Source organism: Citrobacter sp. CK195 (assembly GCF_030333365.1).
Taxonomy (GTDB): Bacteria; Pseudomonadota; Gammaproteobacteria; order Enterobacterales; family Enterobacteriaceae; genus Citrobacter_B; species Citrobacter_B koseri.
Map to the genome: position 1 here is coordinate 390192 of NZ_JAOWGB010000025.1, position 15325 is coordinate 405516.

At 50.8% G+C, this 15325-nt stretch carries 15 protein-coding genes; 7 read left to right on the plus strand and 8 right to left on the minus strand.

The features are described from left to right. Position 1: 1 nt before the first annotated feature. The 4 genes from OGX93_RS16090 to OGX93_RS16105 all read right to left on the minus strand — a co-directional run bounded on the left by OGX93_RS16090 (position 2) and on the right by OGX93_RS16105 (position 5728). Positions 2-2569: a fimbrial outer membrane usher protein gene (locus OGX93_RS16090; protein ID WP_286449006.1), complete on the minus strand. Its 2568-nt coding sequence runs from the start codon at positions 2567-2569 to the stop codon at positions 2-4. After that, a complete protein-coding gene (locus OGX93_RS16095; RefSeq protein ID WP_286449004.1) occupies positions 2550-3299 on the minus strand; it encodes a fimbria/pilus periplasmic chaperone in 750 nt (249 codons plus the stop codon). The genes OGX93_RS16090 and OGX93_RS16095 overlap by 20 nt, the downstream gene beginning before the upstream one ends. Before the next feature lie 52 nt (positions 3300-3351). Continuing rightward, entirely contained in the window at positions 3352-3885 is a 534-nt protein-coding gene (locus OGX93_RS16100) for a fimbrial protein (protein ID WP_115608890.1), read from the minus strand. A gap of 982 nt (positions 3886-4867) precedes the next feature. Next, positions 4868-5728 carry a nickel/cobalt efflux protein RcnA gene (locus OGX93_RS16105; protein WP_200028791.1) on the minus strand — a complete coding sequence of 287 codons (861 nt, stop codon included), beginning with the start codon at positions 5726-5728 and terminating at the stop codon, positions 4868-4870. 120 nt (positions 5729-5848) lie between these two features. Here OGX93_RS16105 and rcnR point away from each other — a divergent pair, with 120 nt between their 5' ends. Then, positions 5849-6121 (plus strand): Ni(II)/Co(II)-binding transcriptional repressor RcnR, encoded by a 273-nt coding sequence (gene rcnR / locus OGX93_RS16110; RefSeq protein WP_012134972.1) that lies wholly within the window; start codon positions 5849-5851, stop codon positions 6119-6121. Positions 6122-6153: 32 nt separating this feature from the next. On the opposite strand, the gene OGX93_RS16115 is transcribed toward rcnR, so the two are convergent. Beyond that, entirely contained in the window at positions 6154-6855 is a 702-nt protein-coding gene (locus OGX93_RS16115; protein ID WP_024130913.1) for a helix-turn-helix transcriptional regulator, read from the minus strand. Positions 6856-7544: 689 nt separating this feature from the next. Between OGX93_RS16115 and OGX93_RS16120 the strand changes: the two genes are divergently transcribed. Next, positions 7545-8246 (plus strand): winged helix-turn-helix domain-containing protein, encoded by a 702-nt coding sequence (locus tag OGX93_RS16120; protein WP_071257891.1) that lies wholly within the window; start codon positions 7545-7547, stop codon positions 8244-8246. Further along, positions 8233-8694: a YqeJ family protein gene (locus OGX93_RS16125; RefSeq protein ID WP_071257892.1), complete on the plus strand. Its 462-nt coding sequence runs from the start codon at positions 8233-8235 to the stop codon at positions 8692-8694. Before OGX93_RS16120 ends, OGX93_RS16125 begins: the two co-directional genes overlap by 14 nt. 61 nt (positions 8695-8755) lie before the next feature. Here the strand turns inward: OGX93_RS16125 and OGX93_RS16130 are convergent, their stop codons facing one another. Then, entirely contained in the window at positions 8756-9985 is a 1230-nt protein-coding gene (locus OGX93_RS16130) for an amino acid permease (RefSeq protein ID WP_047461483.1), read from the minus strand. 141 nt (positions 9986-10126) lie between these two features. Then, on the minus strand, positions 10127-10582 hold the full coding sequence (locus OGX93_RS16135; protein WP_024130912.1) for a multidrug/biocide efflux PACE transporter: 456 nt from the start codon (positions 10580-10582) through the stop codon (positions 10127-10129). Between the two features lie 104 nt (positions 10583-10686). On the opposite strand from OGX93_RS16135, the gene OGX93_RS16140 reads away from it, so the two are divergent. The 4 genes from OGX93_RS16140 to kduD all read left to right on the plus strand — a co-directional run bounded on the left by OGX93_RS16140 (position 10687) and on the right by kduD (position 14899). Then, a complete protein-coding gene (locus OGX93_RS16140; RefSeq protein ID WP_047461486.1) occupies positions 10687-11565 on the plus strand; it encodes a LysR family transcriptional regulator in 879 nt (292 codons plus the stop codon). 107 nt (positions 11566-11672) lie between these two features. Beyond that, positions 11673-12851 (plus strand): acetyl-CoA C-acetyltransferase, encoded by a 1179-nt coding sequence (locus OGX93_RS16145; RefSeq protein WP_060815925.1) that lies wholly within the window; start codon positions 11673-11675, stop codon positions 12849-12851. 393 nt (positions 12852-13244) lie between these two features. Beyond that, positions 13245-14081: a 5-dehydro-4-deoxy-D-glucuronate isomerase gene (kduI, locus tag OGX93_RS16150; protein WP_286449002.1), complete on the plus strand. Its 837-nt coding sequence runs from the start codon at positions 13245-13247 to the stop codon at positions 14079-14081. A 56-nt stretch (positions 14082-14137) separates the two neighbouring features. Beyond that, entirely contained in the window at positions 14138-14899 is a 762-nt protein-coding gene (gene kduD / locus OGX93_RS16155; RefSeq protein WP_005123393.1) for a 2-dehydro-3-deoxy-D-gluconate 5-dehydrogenase KduD, read from the plus strand. A gap of 85 nt (positions 14900-14984) precedes the next feature. On the opposite strand, the gene OGX93_RS16160 is transcribed toward kduD, so the two are convergent. Beyond that, positions 14985-15311, minus strand: coding sequence for a cupin domain-containing protein (locus tag OGX93_RS16160; protein ID WP_012134962.1), 327 nt, complete (start codon positions 15309-15311; stop codon positions 14985-14987). Between the last annotated feature and the right edge of the window lie 14 nt (positions 15312-15325).

Genomic DNA, 15325 nt, shown 5'->3' on the forward strand with positions numbered 1-15325 from the left:
GTTATTCCTGACGACAAGGTAGTGTGAGCTGATACAGCGGCGCATGCGTTTTAGCCGGTAGTTGATACCAGACCTGGCACCGCTGCGTGGATTTTTGCCCCCACTGTACGAACAGCACGCCGGATTGTTCCGCCAGTCGGGCGTAAATTTGCCCGCCCTGGCCGACCATTCCCACGGATTCGCCGTGGCCGTCCGTCACGTCAGCACCCATCGGCGGCTGGTCGCCATCGGGAAGCGTTGTGTTGATGAGCGCCGCTTTACCGCTGGTGGTCGTGAATTTAACGCGGGAAATCGCGCCGGCGTAGGGCACGATGCGCTTGCTGCCGCTCTGTAGCTCAACTTCGGCATTCATGTTTCCGCTGTCCAGGCTTACGGTGTTATAGCGATAGGGGGTCATGGAAGGGAGCAGGGCATAGCCGAAATAATCGACCGTTGCGCCTTGCCCGTTACGTACCGCCGCGCCGCGTGCGCCTGGCGCTTCGATAAGCGCGAACGTATCGCTGGTGTAGGGGCCAGCGGTGATCCCGCCGCGGTGCGCAACCAGCGTGCCGGACATCCCCAGACCATATTGCTGGTAATCGCTGCCGCGGGAGGCAAAGCCGCGAAACGCGCCGACGGCGGTTCGTTGCTCCACGTTGCCGCCCCAGGTTGCGCTGCTGCCGTCGTGCTTATCTCGCTCCAGGCCGCTATAAACGGCCCAGGATGTGGCGCTGTTCTCGCCCGTGGCGCCGCTTATCCCCACCGTGGCGGTGCGAACGTCGCGGCTGCGATTCATATCCAGATTTAGCTGCGTGCGGCTGGCGCCAACATCGAAGGGGATGGAGATCCCCAGTGAAAGCGTGTTTTCGGTGTATTTACGCTGGTTTTCGCGGTCAAAATCCTGGTCGTTTACGCTGGTGTCGTAGCGGCTGGCATAACTGCTGCGCTGTCTGGCGGCGCTAAGATTAAAGGTGATGTTGCGCCAGCTGTTGCTGTAGCCAAACTGGAGTTGGGTGATGCGCGACGCGTCGCTGTAGTAATCTGACGTACTGCCGGTGAAGCTAACCATGCCCCAGTCGCCCATCGGCTGGCTGAGCGTGGCGGAAAAGTTATTACGCTGGTGCAGCGTATCCGAATAATACGCCACGCTGTTTTTCTGCTGACGGCGCACGCCCAGCACATCCTGCAAATCACGATAACCGCTGGTGGAGTAACGGTAGGCCGCCAGCACCAGATTTGTGCCGGTGGTAAACGTTTTGCTGTAGCTGGCCTCAATGCGCCAGCCCTGCTCGTTATCGTCGTTTTCGACTCTGGCGTTTGAGTAAACGGTATTGAGGCCGAATGCTCCGACGGATGTTGCCATCACCCCGCCCAGCAGAAACGCCTGATAATCATCGGCCAGCCGTGAACCCAAATTGGCGGTTAGCGTGTTGCTCATCCCGCGCTGCAAAACGCCTTCGACAAATTTATTCTCCACGCTGTAGTAGTGGCGAACGTAGCCCATTGCCAGCTCATAGTTCCAGTTTCCCGGTCGAACGGAATCAGGAACCGCCGAGTAGGGAACGGTAAAACTTGAGATTTGCCCGTTCGCTTCGATGACATCGACGGCCAGATCGCCCTGGCCACGGGTATTGTAGAGATCGTTAATAACAAAAGCGCCGGGCGCGACGGTGGTTTCGTAAATCACTTTACCCTGCTGGCGTACCACCACGCGGGCGGTTGTGGTCGCCACGCCGCGCACTTCCGGCGCATAACCGCGTTTGCCCTGCGGCCACATCCGTTGATCGGTGTTCAGTTTTATGCCGTTGAATGAGAGGCTGCCGAACAGGCTGCTGTTGGTGTAATTGTCCCCAAACGCTATCACGCTCTCAAACTGAGGTAGAGGGCGCTGAATCGCAGTCGCTACCGCATTGTATTTGTAGTGGCTACCCGTCTGGTTGTCATCGGCATAGCGGAGGTTCCCCTGATGGCGAAATTGCCACAGCCCGATGTTGAAACCGCCATTGATATTGCTCCACAGGTAGTCGTAGCGCAGGTGTGAGTCTGTATTTTCCGTATGATAAAAATTGGTATTGTGGCGCAAAAACAGCGCGGTCTCTCCGGCGTCCCATTCGGAAACGGGAATATACCCCCGGGGAGCGTGGTAAAGCCCGGCCTGAGGAATCGTCATATTCAGGCGCAGCTTCGCCATATCCACTTGCCAACTGATTTTTTGCCCGGTCTCGCTGATGCGCAGACAGTGCGGCGTTGAAGACGCCGCAGAGGAGCGCGTGCGAATCGCGCTGGCGCGAACCATCTCAAACGGCAGACAGGGTTCGACGGCGCTATCCGGCGTGGCGGATGCGATAAGTTCGATCTTTTCCTGCTGGCGAATCAACTGGTTATTAAGATAAACATCCAGCACGTATTCACCAGCAGGCACGCTGTCTTGGGTATGATTAAAGCGCTGGAGATCCAGACCATGACCGTATGCGGACCCCTGGAGCAGCGCGGGATCAAAATAGTAATCAGCCCTGGCCGCAGCGGAAAATGCCGTAACGCATACCATCAGGCCGAAACCCGCCGGGCGATTAAAGAGGAAAATCTTCACTGATTCTGGCTCCCTGATCGTTAATCAACGTGATGCGAACACGCTGATTTGCAGTCGATCGGGCGTCGGTAAAGACATAACGTTCACTGCTGAAAGGGGCAATCATGCCTGCTTTTTGGGCGCGGGTTTCTGAGGCATTGATCAACTGTAGCCCGGCGATGGTGATGTAATAAGGCTGATTATTTTTAATGGTGATGCCGGTTTGACCCGTCCGCGTGACCTGAAGGTTCGCCAGCATTTTTTGTGGATTACCGTTTAATTCAGCCGGACGATAAAATAACTTCACCCGGTTGCGTAGCATGATCAGCAGGCTGTTTTGATTGCCCTGAACCGGGCTACGTTGGCCCACATTCGCGGGTGGAACCTGCATAAAATTAAAATAGAACAGAGATTCCCTGTCTTGTGGCAGGGACTGAGCCGCCGTAAAAACAATCCGAATAATTTGCCCTTCGCCGGGTTGAATACGAAATACCGGCGGCGTGGCGATAAAGGGAAGTTGAGCTGATTTCTCCGGCCCGTCTGCCATATTGCCATTATCGAACCAGGTTGAGACCACGTAAGGGAAGGAATCTTTATTCTTTAAATGAACATCGACAGAGTTGGCTGAACCATTATAAATAATTCGCGTCCCGGTCATGGTAATACTGGCGGCGACGTGTTCACTCCAGAGTGTAAAAAAGATAAACAGAAACCCCGCGAGAGAATACAGGGCGTCGCGAATGGGGTTCATTTATTACTCCCTGGTCGAAAGAGGGCGGGACGAAATTCCCGCCTGGGTTAAATTACTGGTAAGAAACCGCGTATTGCATGGAGGCCTGCACCGTACCGGTGGTTGCTGCGCCCCCTGAGTAATATTGGGCCTTGTAGGTTGCCGTGGCTGATGTCTCATTTGCCGCCAGCGCTAAATCTCCGCCGCCATTAAACGCGTTGCGAAAATCGATCTCTGTATCGCTGGTGTCGAGGATCTGAATTTCAACATCGTTCGCCGAGCCATTGCTGGCCAGGTTTCCGGTCGTGGCGCTGATGTTATTTCCGACGAAGACGGTCGAAATATTGATCCCGGAGGCTGAGCCGGTGCATCCGCTAACGCCGATGTCGAAGGTCGTTTGTCCTGCAACCTGATTGGTGTTCAAGGTGTTTACCGTGACGGTAGGCAGTAAGACGACAGGTGAGGCCTCAGAACCATTTACCGATACGGAACAGGTTTCATCAGAAACTTCTCCCATAAATGTAATGGTATTATCAGAAGCCAGCGCGCCCGCAGAATAGATCGCGGAGATCACCAGCGCCGGAATTAGGGCACGATTCAGTTTCATAACTAAACTCCATTTTCATTCAGTCGTGTTGATTTACCCTGAGAATTCAGGGTGTTCCCAATGCTCAGGGACATTCATAAAAATGGCACTGTGCTGGAATGTTGCTGTATTAAGTCAGTGTTGGCGAAAATATTGGTATTAATCCTGGTGTTGAGGCGTTGAAATAGAAAAATGTGCTGCTGCACGCGCCTTCTCCGTTTTTATTCAACAATGCGTCCCAGGCGACAAATAGCCCATCTGAAAATATATCTTTTTTCTTATGCCGGAATTTTAACGACAGTAATCTTAAATATGAAAATCGTTTAAAACATCCGAATAAATCTTTTGTAATAGGTGGTGGCTATTAAAAACTGGAAATAGATCGGTTGCGTCGATATTAAGATAATTAGATATTCGCTTTATTGGTATTAATGATTTAGCCGTAAAGTCGTTCCATGTCGGTGTGTTAATTAATTGAATGTGTGATGTAAATAGATACCGGTTTTATAATAATCATCAGCATCGCTATACTGTTTCTGTTGCTGACTATTAGGTGCGTACTCTTTACTTTAGGAATTTTATTTTATTTTGTTGGATCTTTTGGAGCTTAAAAGGCTTAGTTTCCAATAAACCCTATTTGATTAAGATCAACAATTGATGCAATCGTATTTAAGTTGCCAGTTGATATAGTGCGTTTTGTTCGCATGAAGCGTGTTTTCTGTGCGGAGTTATGCTGATGTTGAGCGTGGGAGAGAACAATTTTTCCGCAATAAATCCGCAATGCCTGCGCGCTTGTCGCAAAAGCGCGGAACTGCAATACGCGTTGGGTAATAGCATCGAATTATACGGCCAGGCGACTTTCTGGAAAGATTCGTTAATGCGCTTCACTCATCAGAGCGGCTTACCGCCCGTCTACGGTCTGCTCATGGCTTGCGAAAAATTGATATGAACGGACGTGCAGCACTTGGGTCGCTGCACGTTTGTGGAAAAAGGCGGGGAACAATTAGTGGATAATGCCCAGATAACCATGCATTCCCATATAAAGCCCCACCAGACCGATCAGTATGCTGGAGAAATAGGGGGCTTTTCTCGCCAGGGTATTAAATCCGCTCCAGCGTTTTGCGGCCTGTTGCACGCTGATGGCTGCGCCTACGCCAACGGCTACCAGCGTTAACGCCAGACCAATGCTGAAGCACAGTACCATCGTGGCTCCCAGCGTGAAGGCTTTAAGCTGGATGCAGATCAGCAATACGGTGATGGCTGCCGGGCAAGGGATCAGGCCGCCCGTCAGGCCAAACAGTAAAATCTGTCCGTTTGTCACTTCCCGGTCGTGAAAGCGGCGCTGAATATCGGTTGCATGTGCCCGTTCATGGGCATCCTGCCAGGCGTGCGATCCGTCCGTTAGCCCCTTCAGGGAAATATGAACATGCTGGTGGTCGTGGTGATGGTCGTGGTCGTGATGGTGGTGCTCATGGTCGTGATGGTGGTGAGTGTGGGCAGGAGGCCTGTTAGCCAACCCGTCCCGCTCCCCTTTCCAGGTACGCCAGAACATCCAGAACGCCGTGCTCAGAATAATGATGGCGGAGACCAGCTGTAGCCAGGGTTCCACGGATTCTGCGGTAAACGCTCTGCTGATGTACATGCCGCCCAGGGCGATAAGCCACACAACGGCGGTATGTGAAAGCGTGGCTGCCAGCCCCAGCATCACAGCCTGCTTAATCGTCCCTTTGATGGCGATGATAAACGCCGCCATCATCGTTTTGGAGTGCCCGGGTTCCAGCCCATGTAATACGCCCAACAGAATGGCGCTGGGAATGAAGAACCAGGCGTTTCCTTGCTGAAGTAATGTTGAAAATTCGCCCATGAGAATGATTCTTAGTTGTCTTATTTCCCCGCATTCTACTCCCCCCCAGTACCAAATACTACCCCCCAGTAGCGTCACAATGCTATAATCCATAATGATTTATGTTAATAAGGCGTTGTTATGTCACATACGATCCGGGATAAACAAAAACTTAAAGCTCGCGCCAGTAAAATCCAGGGGCAGGTTGTCGCACTGAAAAAAATGCTGGATGAGCCTCACGAATGTGCCGCGGTATTGCAGCAAATCGCGGCGATACGTGGCGCGGTGAACGGATTAATGCGTGAGGTGATCAAAGGGCATCTGACCGAACACATTGTTCATCAGAGCGATGAAGTGAAGCGCGAAGACGATCTGGAGGTGATCCTGAAGGTGCTGGATTCCTATATAAAATAGCCGGGACCGGTGCCCGACTGTTGTCTTCAATGCTAACGCCGTCTTTGCAGATGAATAAGCGAGCCTTTGCATTCCTTTGTGATCATTGGGAATGCGGCTTTTTCATTGGAGAGTGGATGCGAATGAATAAACAGCGTGTTTATCTTCCCGCCCATTCTTTTCTCGATCCTCTGTTTATAAGCATAGACGCTGCGGATATCCATACTCAGTAACTCGGCGATTTGATGCGGATTTTTCCCTGCAACCATGTTACCCATAATGATGAACTCCGTCTGGGTCAGGGTATTCCCTTTTGTAAAAGACAGATGTCGCCCAATAAATACTTGTCTGATTTTTTCATTTGCAACCGCCAGTCCATCATCGTGATAAATGACGACAGAAACCGCCGGATGATGTTTACGCCAGTAGTTGGCTAACGACTGCATGTTCCGATCGCTCACCAGTACAATACCCATACGTGTGCTGGCGAGATAATCAATCCACTGTTTGTCGAGAAACAGCCGCAAAAAGCTGATAGAAAAATCGACAAAAATATAACCATTTAATCGGGCATTATGATTATTATTTAAAATGCCCTCAATAACACCTCTGTTAAAGTAGATACTTTCTTCCGGCCACATACAAAAACATGCGTTAGCACAATATTGTAAACGAGGTGATTTTTCTGGCATTATTTTACAATGTAAAGAACAACTACTGCACGTAAGGTTTTTTAATTTAACATCCAGCTCCATACAGGAACCTCCCTATCCGTAGATAATTTCATAATTTCATCCGTTTTTAAATATGTCAATACTTTGCCAGACGGCGATTAGCGTGCGTAAAAAATCGATGTATATCACTTATTGCTATTTTTCTTAAAGCCTTGCGATGTATTTATAATAGTGGCTATTTACATGCTGCTTATTTTCCTGGAGCGACGTCTCGTCAGAGACAGAAACAATTTAGCATCCAGGACTTTTATAGCAAAATCCAGGAATAGTTATATTGCAAAAATGTTTAAGATATTTTGTTAAATGGCATTTATGGACAAAAGTTGCATCAATGTTAATTACTGTATCTTAATTGTAAAATCGCTATTGTTTTTCATAATTAATAAATTATGTATTTGTGTGCTTTTTAAGCTTATCGTAATAATATCAGGAGAGCATGAAAATGCTTTAAAAATAGTCTTAATTAAGAACAAATGATCTTTTTTGACTTAAGGTTTTTGATTTATAAGTAATTTTACCGCTGGCGTTTGACAGTAATCGCATAATCAAATATTTATAGTGATCTCGATATAAGAATTTTGTAGCATGGCATTCATCATGTGAATGCCAGAAGGAATACTGTGTCGGATTTGTTAAAACACACCAGATGTTACACAATTAATAACCTGGTTGACTTTCACCCTGGAAACCGGGCGTTATCGAATAGCGCAATGCAGAAGACCGTAACGTTACAGAGTCCTGCAAGCCTTATCCTTTTATATCTTATTCAGCATAACAACACGGTGGTTTCTCAAAACCAGCTGATTACAGCGGGTTGGGGAGAGAAGAATCATGTTACCTCGGCGAATACTTTTTATCAGACGATTCTCATTCTAAGAAATGCGTTAAGTTATATTGGGTTACCGCGCGATCTTATAAAAACCATTGCCCGTCGCGGTATGATGATTTCAGCGAATATTCAGACGGATGAGATAACCGCAAAAGCATCAGCGACCGAAGCGCCGGCGCAGATTGTTGCACCCCAAATGGAGCCGAAGGGAGACACGCCAATAAAAAAGCGCCATCTCTCGTTGCCTGCGGCGCTTTGCGGACTGGCGCTTCTGGTGGTGATGATAAGCATTGCCGCCAGCCTGTTTTATATGTCTCCAGAGTCGCTGCTGTCGTCTTATGAGGTTCTGGACTCCGAGACTTTTTCATCCTGTACCGTCCTGCAAAAAGGGAATGATGTGCTGGAGCTAAATTATATTCGCTTTATGCACAAACATCGCGAGATTTGCGATAACAATAACTATGTGTTTCTCTCAGGAATGAGCAGCGCAAAAAATATCACGGCGATTATATGCCCGGAGGATGCCAGAGAAAATCCGTCCGTAAAGTGTATAACCTACTATTCGATAAATGATGAAAATTAAAATACTGGCAGCGGCTATTATTATCACGATCTTCATTGTGGGTGGCGGAGGATTCTGGTATGCGCACAGCATTAATCCGAAAATTGATTGCAGTGGTTATGCCGTCTGGGATATTGATCATGAACTTTTTGCTGGTGATATTACCTACCAGATGCATAATCATCAGGGGATCGTGACATTAACCGGCGTGTTGAATACGCCTGACGCTCATTCTTATAAAATTAGCCGGATTATTTATTTTACGTACCAGAAGTTGCAGCAAAACTATATTATTACGACGCATAATCTGGTCCGATATCCGTCTGACGAATTGCAGGGCAGCCATGAACGCAAGGCCATGCCGCTTATTTATTTATCAAAGGACGCGACGTTCTCGTTTTTGATACAACCCTGGCGGGAAGGCTGGACGTTTACGACAGTCGGGTCGCCCTCACTATTATGCCGATAGATTAAAGACTGAGTAAAACGGCTCGCCCCTCTTCAGGTGGATGAGCCGTTTTGTATTGAGATTAGCCAAAAAACATCACGGACACGCAAAGCAGACCCACAATCAGGGTAAGCAGATTTCCCAGAGAGCGGTATGGTTTGAGCGCGGGGATCAGATAGGTCGACAGCGTCGGCATGATAAACAAAATCATGGCGATAAGCGGGCCGCTGATCGCATAAATCATCGAAATGGCGTTGGGATTAATGCAGCAAACGACAAAGGTAATCAGCGAGACCAGCATGATAGACAGGGCGCGATTAAATGCCCGGCTTTTCTTCACGCCAGTCTGAAGTAACGCCGTTCGTACTATCTCTGTTGCCCCTTCAATCACTCCAAAATAGGTGCCCAGAAACGATTTTGACATCGCGACAACGGCGACAATAATCCCTGAAATGGAGAGCCATGCCGGTGCGGCTGGCATCATAGACAGCGCTGACAGGATGGTCACGCCTTCATGTTTCGCGGCTTCAATATAGGATGGCGGAATGGAGAGCAGACAGCTGAAAACGAAAAACAGCACGCTCAGGCAAATGATCAGATAAGCCACCTTCATGATTTTTTTGCATTTACCCATGGCCTGCTCGCCGTATCTTTCACGTCTGTCGATAGCAAACGTGGAGATAATGGGCGTATGGCTAAAAGCGAAAACCATCACCGGAATGGATATCCATACCTGATGAAGTGTGTGCCGATCGAAAGACATCTGGCTGGTCAATAACGCGGGCTGCCAGCTTCCGGTCAAATAAAGCGACAGAAATAAGAAATAGGCGATAAGCGGAAACACTAAAAAGCCCATCACGCGGATAGTCGCATGTCGTCCCATCAGGAAAATCAGATTCAGAATCAATACGACGCCCAGGCTGACCAGAACACGCACCCGCAGGTCTACCGTCATCTGCTTTGCCAGCTGTTCCGTCAGGGAGTTGGTTATCGCCACGGCGTAAATCAGGACCACCACGAAAAACGCAATAAAGTATAGCGAGGTGATGAGACTGCCGATCTTCTTGCCGTAGTAATGCGTTACCGCACCGGTGATCCCTTCGCCAGCGGAGGTTTTCGAAGAGAGGATAAACTGGCACAGCGCTTTATGAGGCCAGTAAGTCAGAGGCCAGGCAACCAGTGCGGTAATAAACAGCACGATGGCCCCCGCGGAACCCAACTGAATGGGGAGGAAAAGGGTGCCTGCGCCGACCGCAGTCCCATATAGTGCAAAACTCCAGAGAGTTTCTTCTTTTGACCAAATTTTCGACATTATTTGAACGTATCAACTATAAAATAAACAAAAAGAAGCGCAATTTACCATAAATGGCATGGGGCTGGGGAAACTAAAGCGGTGTGCGAGGGCAGGCAGGAAGCGCCGGAACGGGGAATGTTCCGGCTAAACAGAGCATTATCAGGCAGTAACGCGCTGCTGGCGGCGTCTTACTACGCGAAGACGCAACGTGTCATAGGCCCAGTTGTAGAACATGGTGTATGGCAGGAAGAAAAGGAAGAAACCGATTTCCAGCGTGAAGGCCTGCAACAGGCTGACGTTCAGCGCCCAGGCGACAATACTCACACCAATGACGATAAAGCCGCTTTCAAATCCCAGCGCGTGCAGTGCGCGAACTTTAGCGGTGCGCGTCACTACGTGTGACGGCCAGAAGCGGTCAAACAGCGCGTTATAGATGATATTCCAGATCATCGCCGTGGTTGCCAGCAGAATGGTTAAGCCTCCCATTTCCAGCACTGAGCGCTGCATCAGCCAGGCGGTAGTCGGGGCCAGAATGGCGGTGGCAATGCCTTCGAAGCAGACCGCATGGAAAATGCGTTCGAGTAGCGAACGGCGTTGGACTAAATCATGTTGCATAGGATCAAACCTTTTTTTTCATCTCCGGGAAAACGGAATGTCAGGCATTTTATCGTTTAATATGATATCTAAAAGATAGAATCCATCGATAAAGTAGATAGTTTATGCGCTACTCTCCCGAAGCATTGATCGCATTTGTTGAGACGGTCTCCTGCGGCTCGTTTTCCGCTGCGGCGCGCCGGTTACGGAAAAGTCAGTCCACCGTCAGTACGGCGATTGCCCACCTGGAAGCCGATCTGGGGTTTTCACTGTTTGATCGCTCTTCACGACAGCCAGTGCTGACGGAAGAGGGCAAGCGGGTGCTCAGCTATGTGCAGGCTATTCTGTCAGCAAGCGATCGTCTGGATGAGGTGGCGTTATCCCTGTCTGGCGAAACGGAAACCCGTCTGACATTCGTGCTATCCGACACCCTGCATCCAGACGTTCTGGAAGAATTAATGGTGCAGTTCGACCGCCAGTTTCCCCATACAGAATTTGAATGTCTGATCGGCGAAGATGAAGATGTCATCGATCTCCTGCAAAAGGGACGCGCGCAGGTCGGGCTGATTGAAGCGCGCAATCATTACCCTACCGAGATGGGGGTGACGCGTCTGCCCATGCAGACCTGGATGGGACTCTACGTGGCGGCCTCGCATCCTCTGGCCGCGCAGAAAACCCTGCAATGGGATCAGCTGCATACCTGGCGTGAACTGCGGCTGAATACCTATCTGGAAAGTGGCGCCAGCGTGGCGCGCGGCCCGGCCTGGTCTGCACCTAACTATTTGTTATTACTGAGTATGGCGGTACAGGGATTTGGCTGGTGCGCATTGCCTTGCGCGCTGGTGGAAGAGTTCGCGGCTGAAAAACCGCTGGTGCAACTGGATGTGCCCGGCTGGCCGAAGGCGATCTCGATTGATCTTCTCTGGAACAAGAAGTCGCCGCCGGGCGCGGCGGGAAGCTGGCTCCGCGATCATTTACAGCAGGGGCGTATACCGGCTGATTAAAATAGCTGCAATTTCCTTTGTGATAAAACTCACCATTTTTAAACAAGCAGGATAATTATCTTTAACAATCCTCTACTATTGCGGTGTTATTTTGCGCTGAGGTGGTGATGAAAGAGGTTGTGATAGTTGGGGCTTTACGTACGCCGATCGGATGCTTCCAGGGAACGCTGTCCCGCCATTCTGCCGTTGAACTGGGCAGCATGGTGGTAAAAGCGTTGATGGAGCGTACCGGCGTTGATGTACATGCTATCGATGAAGTTATCCTCGGTCAGGTGCTCACGGCGGGCGCAGGACAAAACCCGGCGCGGCAGTCAGCCATCAAAGGTGGGCTGCCCAACACCGTTTCCGCTATCACCATCAACGATGTCTGCGGCTCCGGCCTGAAAGCGCTGCACCTGGCTACGCAGGCAATTCAGTGCGGCGAGGCGGATATTGTCATTGCCGGCGGGCAGGAGAACATGAGCCGGGCGCCGCACGTTCTTACCGACAGCCGCACAGGGGCGCAGCTCGGTAACAGCCAACTGGTGGACAGCCTGGTTCACGACGGCTTGTGGGATGCGTTTAACGATTACCACATGGGCGTTACCGCTGAAAATCTGGCGCGGGAATACGGCATCAGCCGCGAATTGCAGGACGCCTATGCCCTCAGCTCCCAGCAAAAAGCGCGGGCGGCCATTGATGCCGGGCGTTTTAAAGCTGAGATTGTCCCGGTTGTCACCCAGCGTAACGGCCAGCCTGTCGTTGTCGATACTGATGAGCAGCCAAGAACCGATGCCAGCGCGGAAGGATTGGCCCAGTTGAACCCGGCATTTGATCTCCTCGGCTCGGTCACGGCGGGCAATGCCTCGTCAATTAACGATGGCGCGGCTGCCGTCATGATGATGAGCGAAGCCAAAGCGCAGGAACTGGATTTACCCATACTGGCGCGTATTCGCGCTTTTGCCAGCGTCGGCGTCGATCCCGCACTGATGGGCATTGCGCCCGTTTACGCCACCCGACGTTGTCTTGAACGGGTAGGCTGGCAGCTGGCGGACGTGGATCTTATCGAGGCTAACGAGGCTTTTGCTGCGCAGGCGTTATCCGTTGGCAAAATGCTGGAGTGGGACGAACGCCGGGTGAACGTTAACGGCGGAGCGATTGCGCTCGGTCATCCCATTGGCGCATCCGGCTGCCGGATTCTGGTGTCGCTGGTGCATGAGATGGTTAAACGCAATGCGCGAAAGGGCCTGGCGACGCTCTGCATTGGCGGTGGGCAAGGTGTGGCGCTTGCTATCGAACGAGATTAAAACCTCTTTCATTTTCCGCTTCCCCCATACAGGCGCTGCCAACCGCGCCAGCCGCAATATGTGCTGATATTTCCCCTCCCTGACGCCGCGGGTTGCAGCAATCCGGCGTTTCTTTTCAGGAGCACACGCTGCTCCCATATCCACCTGATAAACCTATCTTATTGTTTTTAATTTTATTTTAAGTATCTCCGCCTGTGCCTGCTAAAGGAAAACCTCGCGCTGACGTGATCGCAATTACACTTTTGATAATAAGATGCGGAAAAAATGAAACAACGTTTTATTTGTAATTGAAAACCCGTTTCTGGAGGGATATCATTACCGCATAAAGTAAAACGGAACGGTGTTTCGCCTTCCGTTCTGACATTCACGGTCGGTTTATTATTGGAGGTTGATGTGGACGTAAGACAGAGCATCCACAGCGCGCACGCTAAAACGCTGGACACCCAGGGGCTGCGCAACGAGTTTTTGGTCGAGAAAGTGTTTGTTGCTGATGAATACACCATGGTTTACAGCCACATCGACCGCATTATTGTCGGCGGCATCATGCCGGTGGCGAAAACGGTTTCCGTTGGCGGTGAAGTTGGTAAACAGTTGGGCGTTACCTACTTCCTGGAGCGTCGTGAACTGGGGGTGATCAACATCGGCGGGCCGGGCACGATCGCTGTCGATGGTCAGTGCTATGAGATCGGCCACCGCGATGCCTTATACATCGGTAAAGGCGCGAAAGAAGTTGTTTTCGCCAGCGTTGATGGCGCAAATCCGGCGAAGTTCTACTATAACTGTGCGCCGGCGCATACTACTTACCCGACTAAAAAAGTGACGCCAGCCGATGTCGCGCCGGTCACTCTGGGCGACAACCTCACCAGTAACCGCCGCACCATTAACAAATACTTCGTGCCGGACGTACTGGAGACCTGCCAGCTGAGCATGGGCCTGACCGAACTGGCGCCCGGCAACCTGTGGAACACCATGCCTTGTCATACCCATGAACGCCGCATGGAAGTGTACTTCTATTTCAACATGGAAGAGAACGCCTGCGTCTTTCATATGATGGGGCAGCCTCAGGAAACGCGTCATATCGTGATGCATAACGAGCAGGCGGTTATCTCCCCAAGCTGGTCTATTCACTCCGGCGTCGGCACCCAGGCCTATACGTTCATCTGGGGGATGGTGGGTGAAAACCAGGTCTTTGATGATATGGACCACGTTGCAGTAAAAGATCTGCGCTAGTCGCGGACGGCAATCATGTCTGTCCGTGACAGGCACTAAGAAAATAAGGATTAACAATGATTTTGAATGCATTCTCTCTTGAAGGTAAGGTCGCGGTAGTCACAGGTTGTGATACCGGTCTGGGTCAGGGGATGGCGCTGGGTCTGGCGGAAGCGGGCTGTGATATTGTCGGGATCAACATTGTTGAGCCGACGGAAACCATTGAACGCGTCACCGCGCTGGGCCGCCGTTTTTTAAGTCTGACGGCGGATTTGCGTCAGATTGACGGTATTCCTGCCCTGCTTGAACGTGCGGTGGCGGAATTCGGCCACATCGATATTCTGGTGAATAACGCCGGTCTGATCCGCCGTGAAGACGCGATCGACTTCAGTGAAAAAGACTGGGATGACGTCATGAACCTGAACATTAAGAGCGTGTTCTTTATGTCTCAGGCTGCGGCGAAGCACTTCATCGCCCAGGGTAACGGCGGTAAAATTATTAATATCGCCTCTATGCTCTCCTTCCAGGGCGGGATTCGCGTTCCTTCTTACACCGCGTCTAAAAGCGGCGTTATGGGCGTAACGCGCCTGATGGCGAACGAATGGGCGAAACATAACATCAACGTGAATGCTATCGCGCCGGGTTACATGGCGACGAACAATACTCAGCAACTGCGTGCTGATGAGCAGCGTAGCGCGGAAATCCTCGACCGTATTCCGGCGGGGCGTTGGGGACTGCCTAGCGATCTGATGGGGCCGGTGGTGTTCCTGGCATCCAGCGCATCTGACTATATTAACGGCTATACCGTTGCGGTAGATGGCGGCTGGCTGGCGCGTTAATTCTGATGTCGTAAAAGCCTCGCCCCGGTGAGGCGATAACATCCGGCCTGCGCAGGGTTTCCTGTACAGGCCGGATGCGTATGGCTTACGCGTTGAGGAAATCTTCGCGTACTGGCGTGAAGGTATCCAGCAGTGTTCCCGGTTGTAAACACACGCAGCCATGCATGATATTGGGCCGTTTATATAGCGTGTCGCCGGCGCGCACCACATGCTTTTCTTCACCAATAGTAAACTCAAATTCACCGGACAAAACGTAAGTCAGCTGTTCATGAGGATGATTGTGCAACGGCCCGATTGCGCCTTTTTCGAAATTCACCTCTACTGCCATCATGTTGCCGTCGTGAGCCAGAATACGCCGGGTAACGCCATTTCCCAGATCCTCAAGCGTCGTCTCATTATGAAAAATAAACATGCGGTGATCCTGTT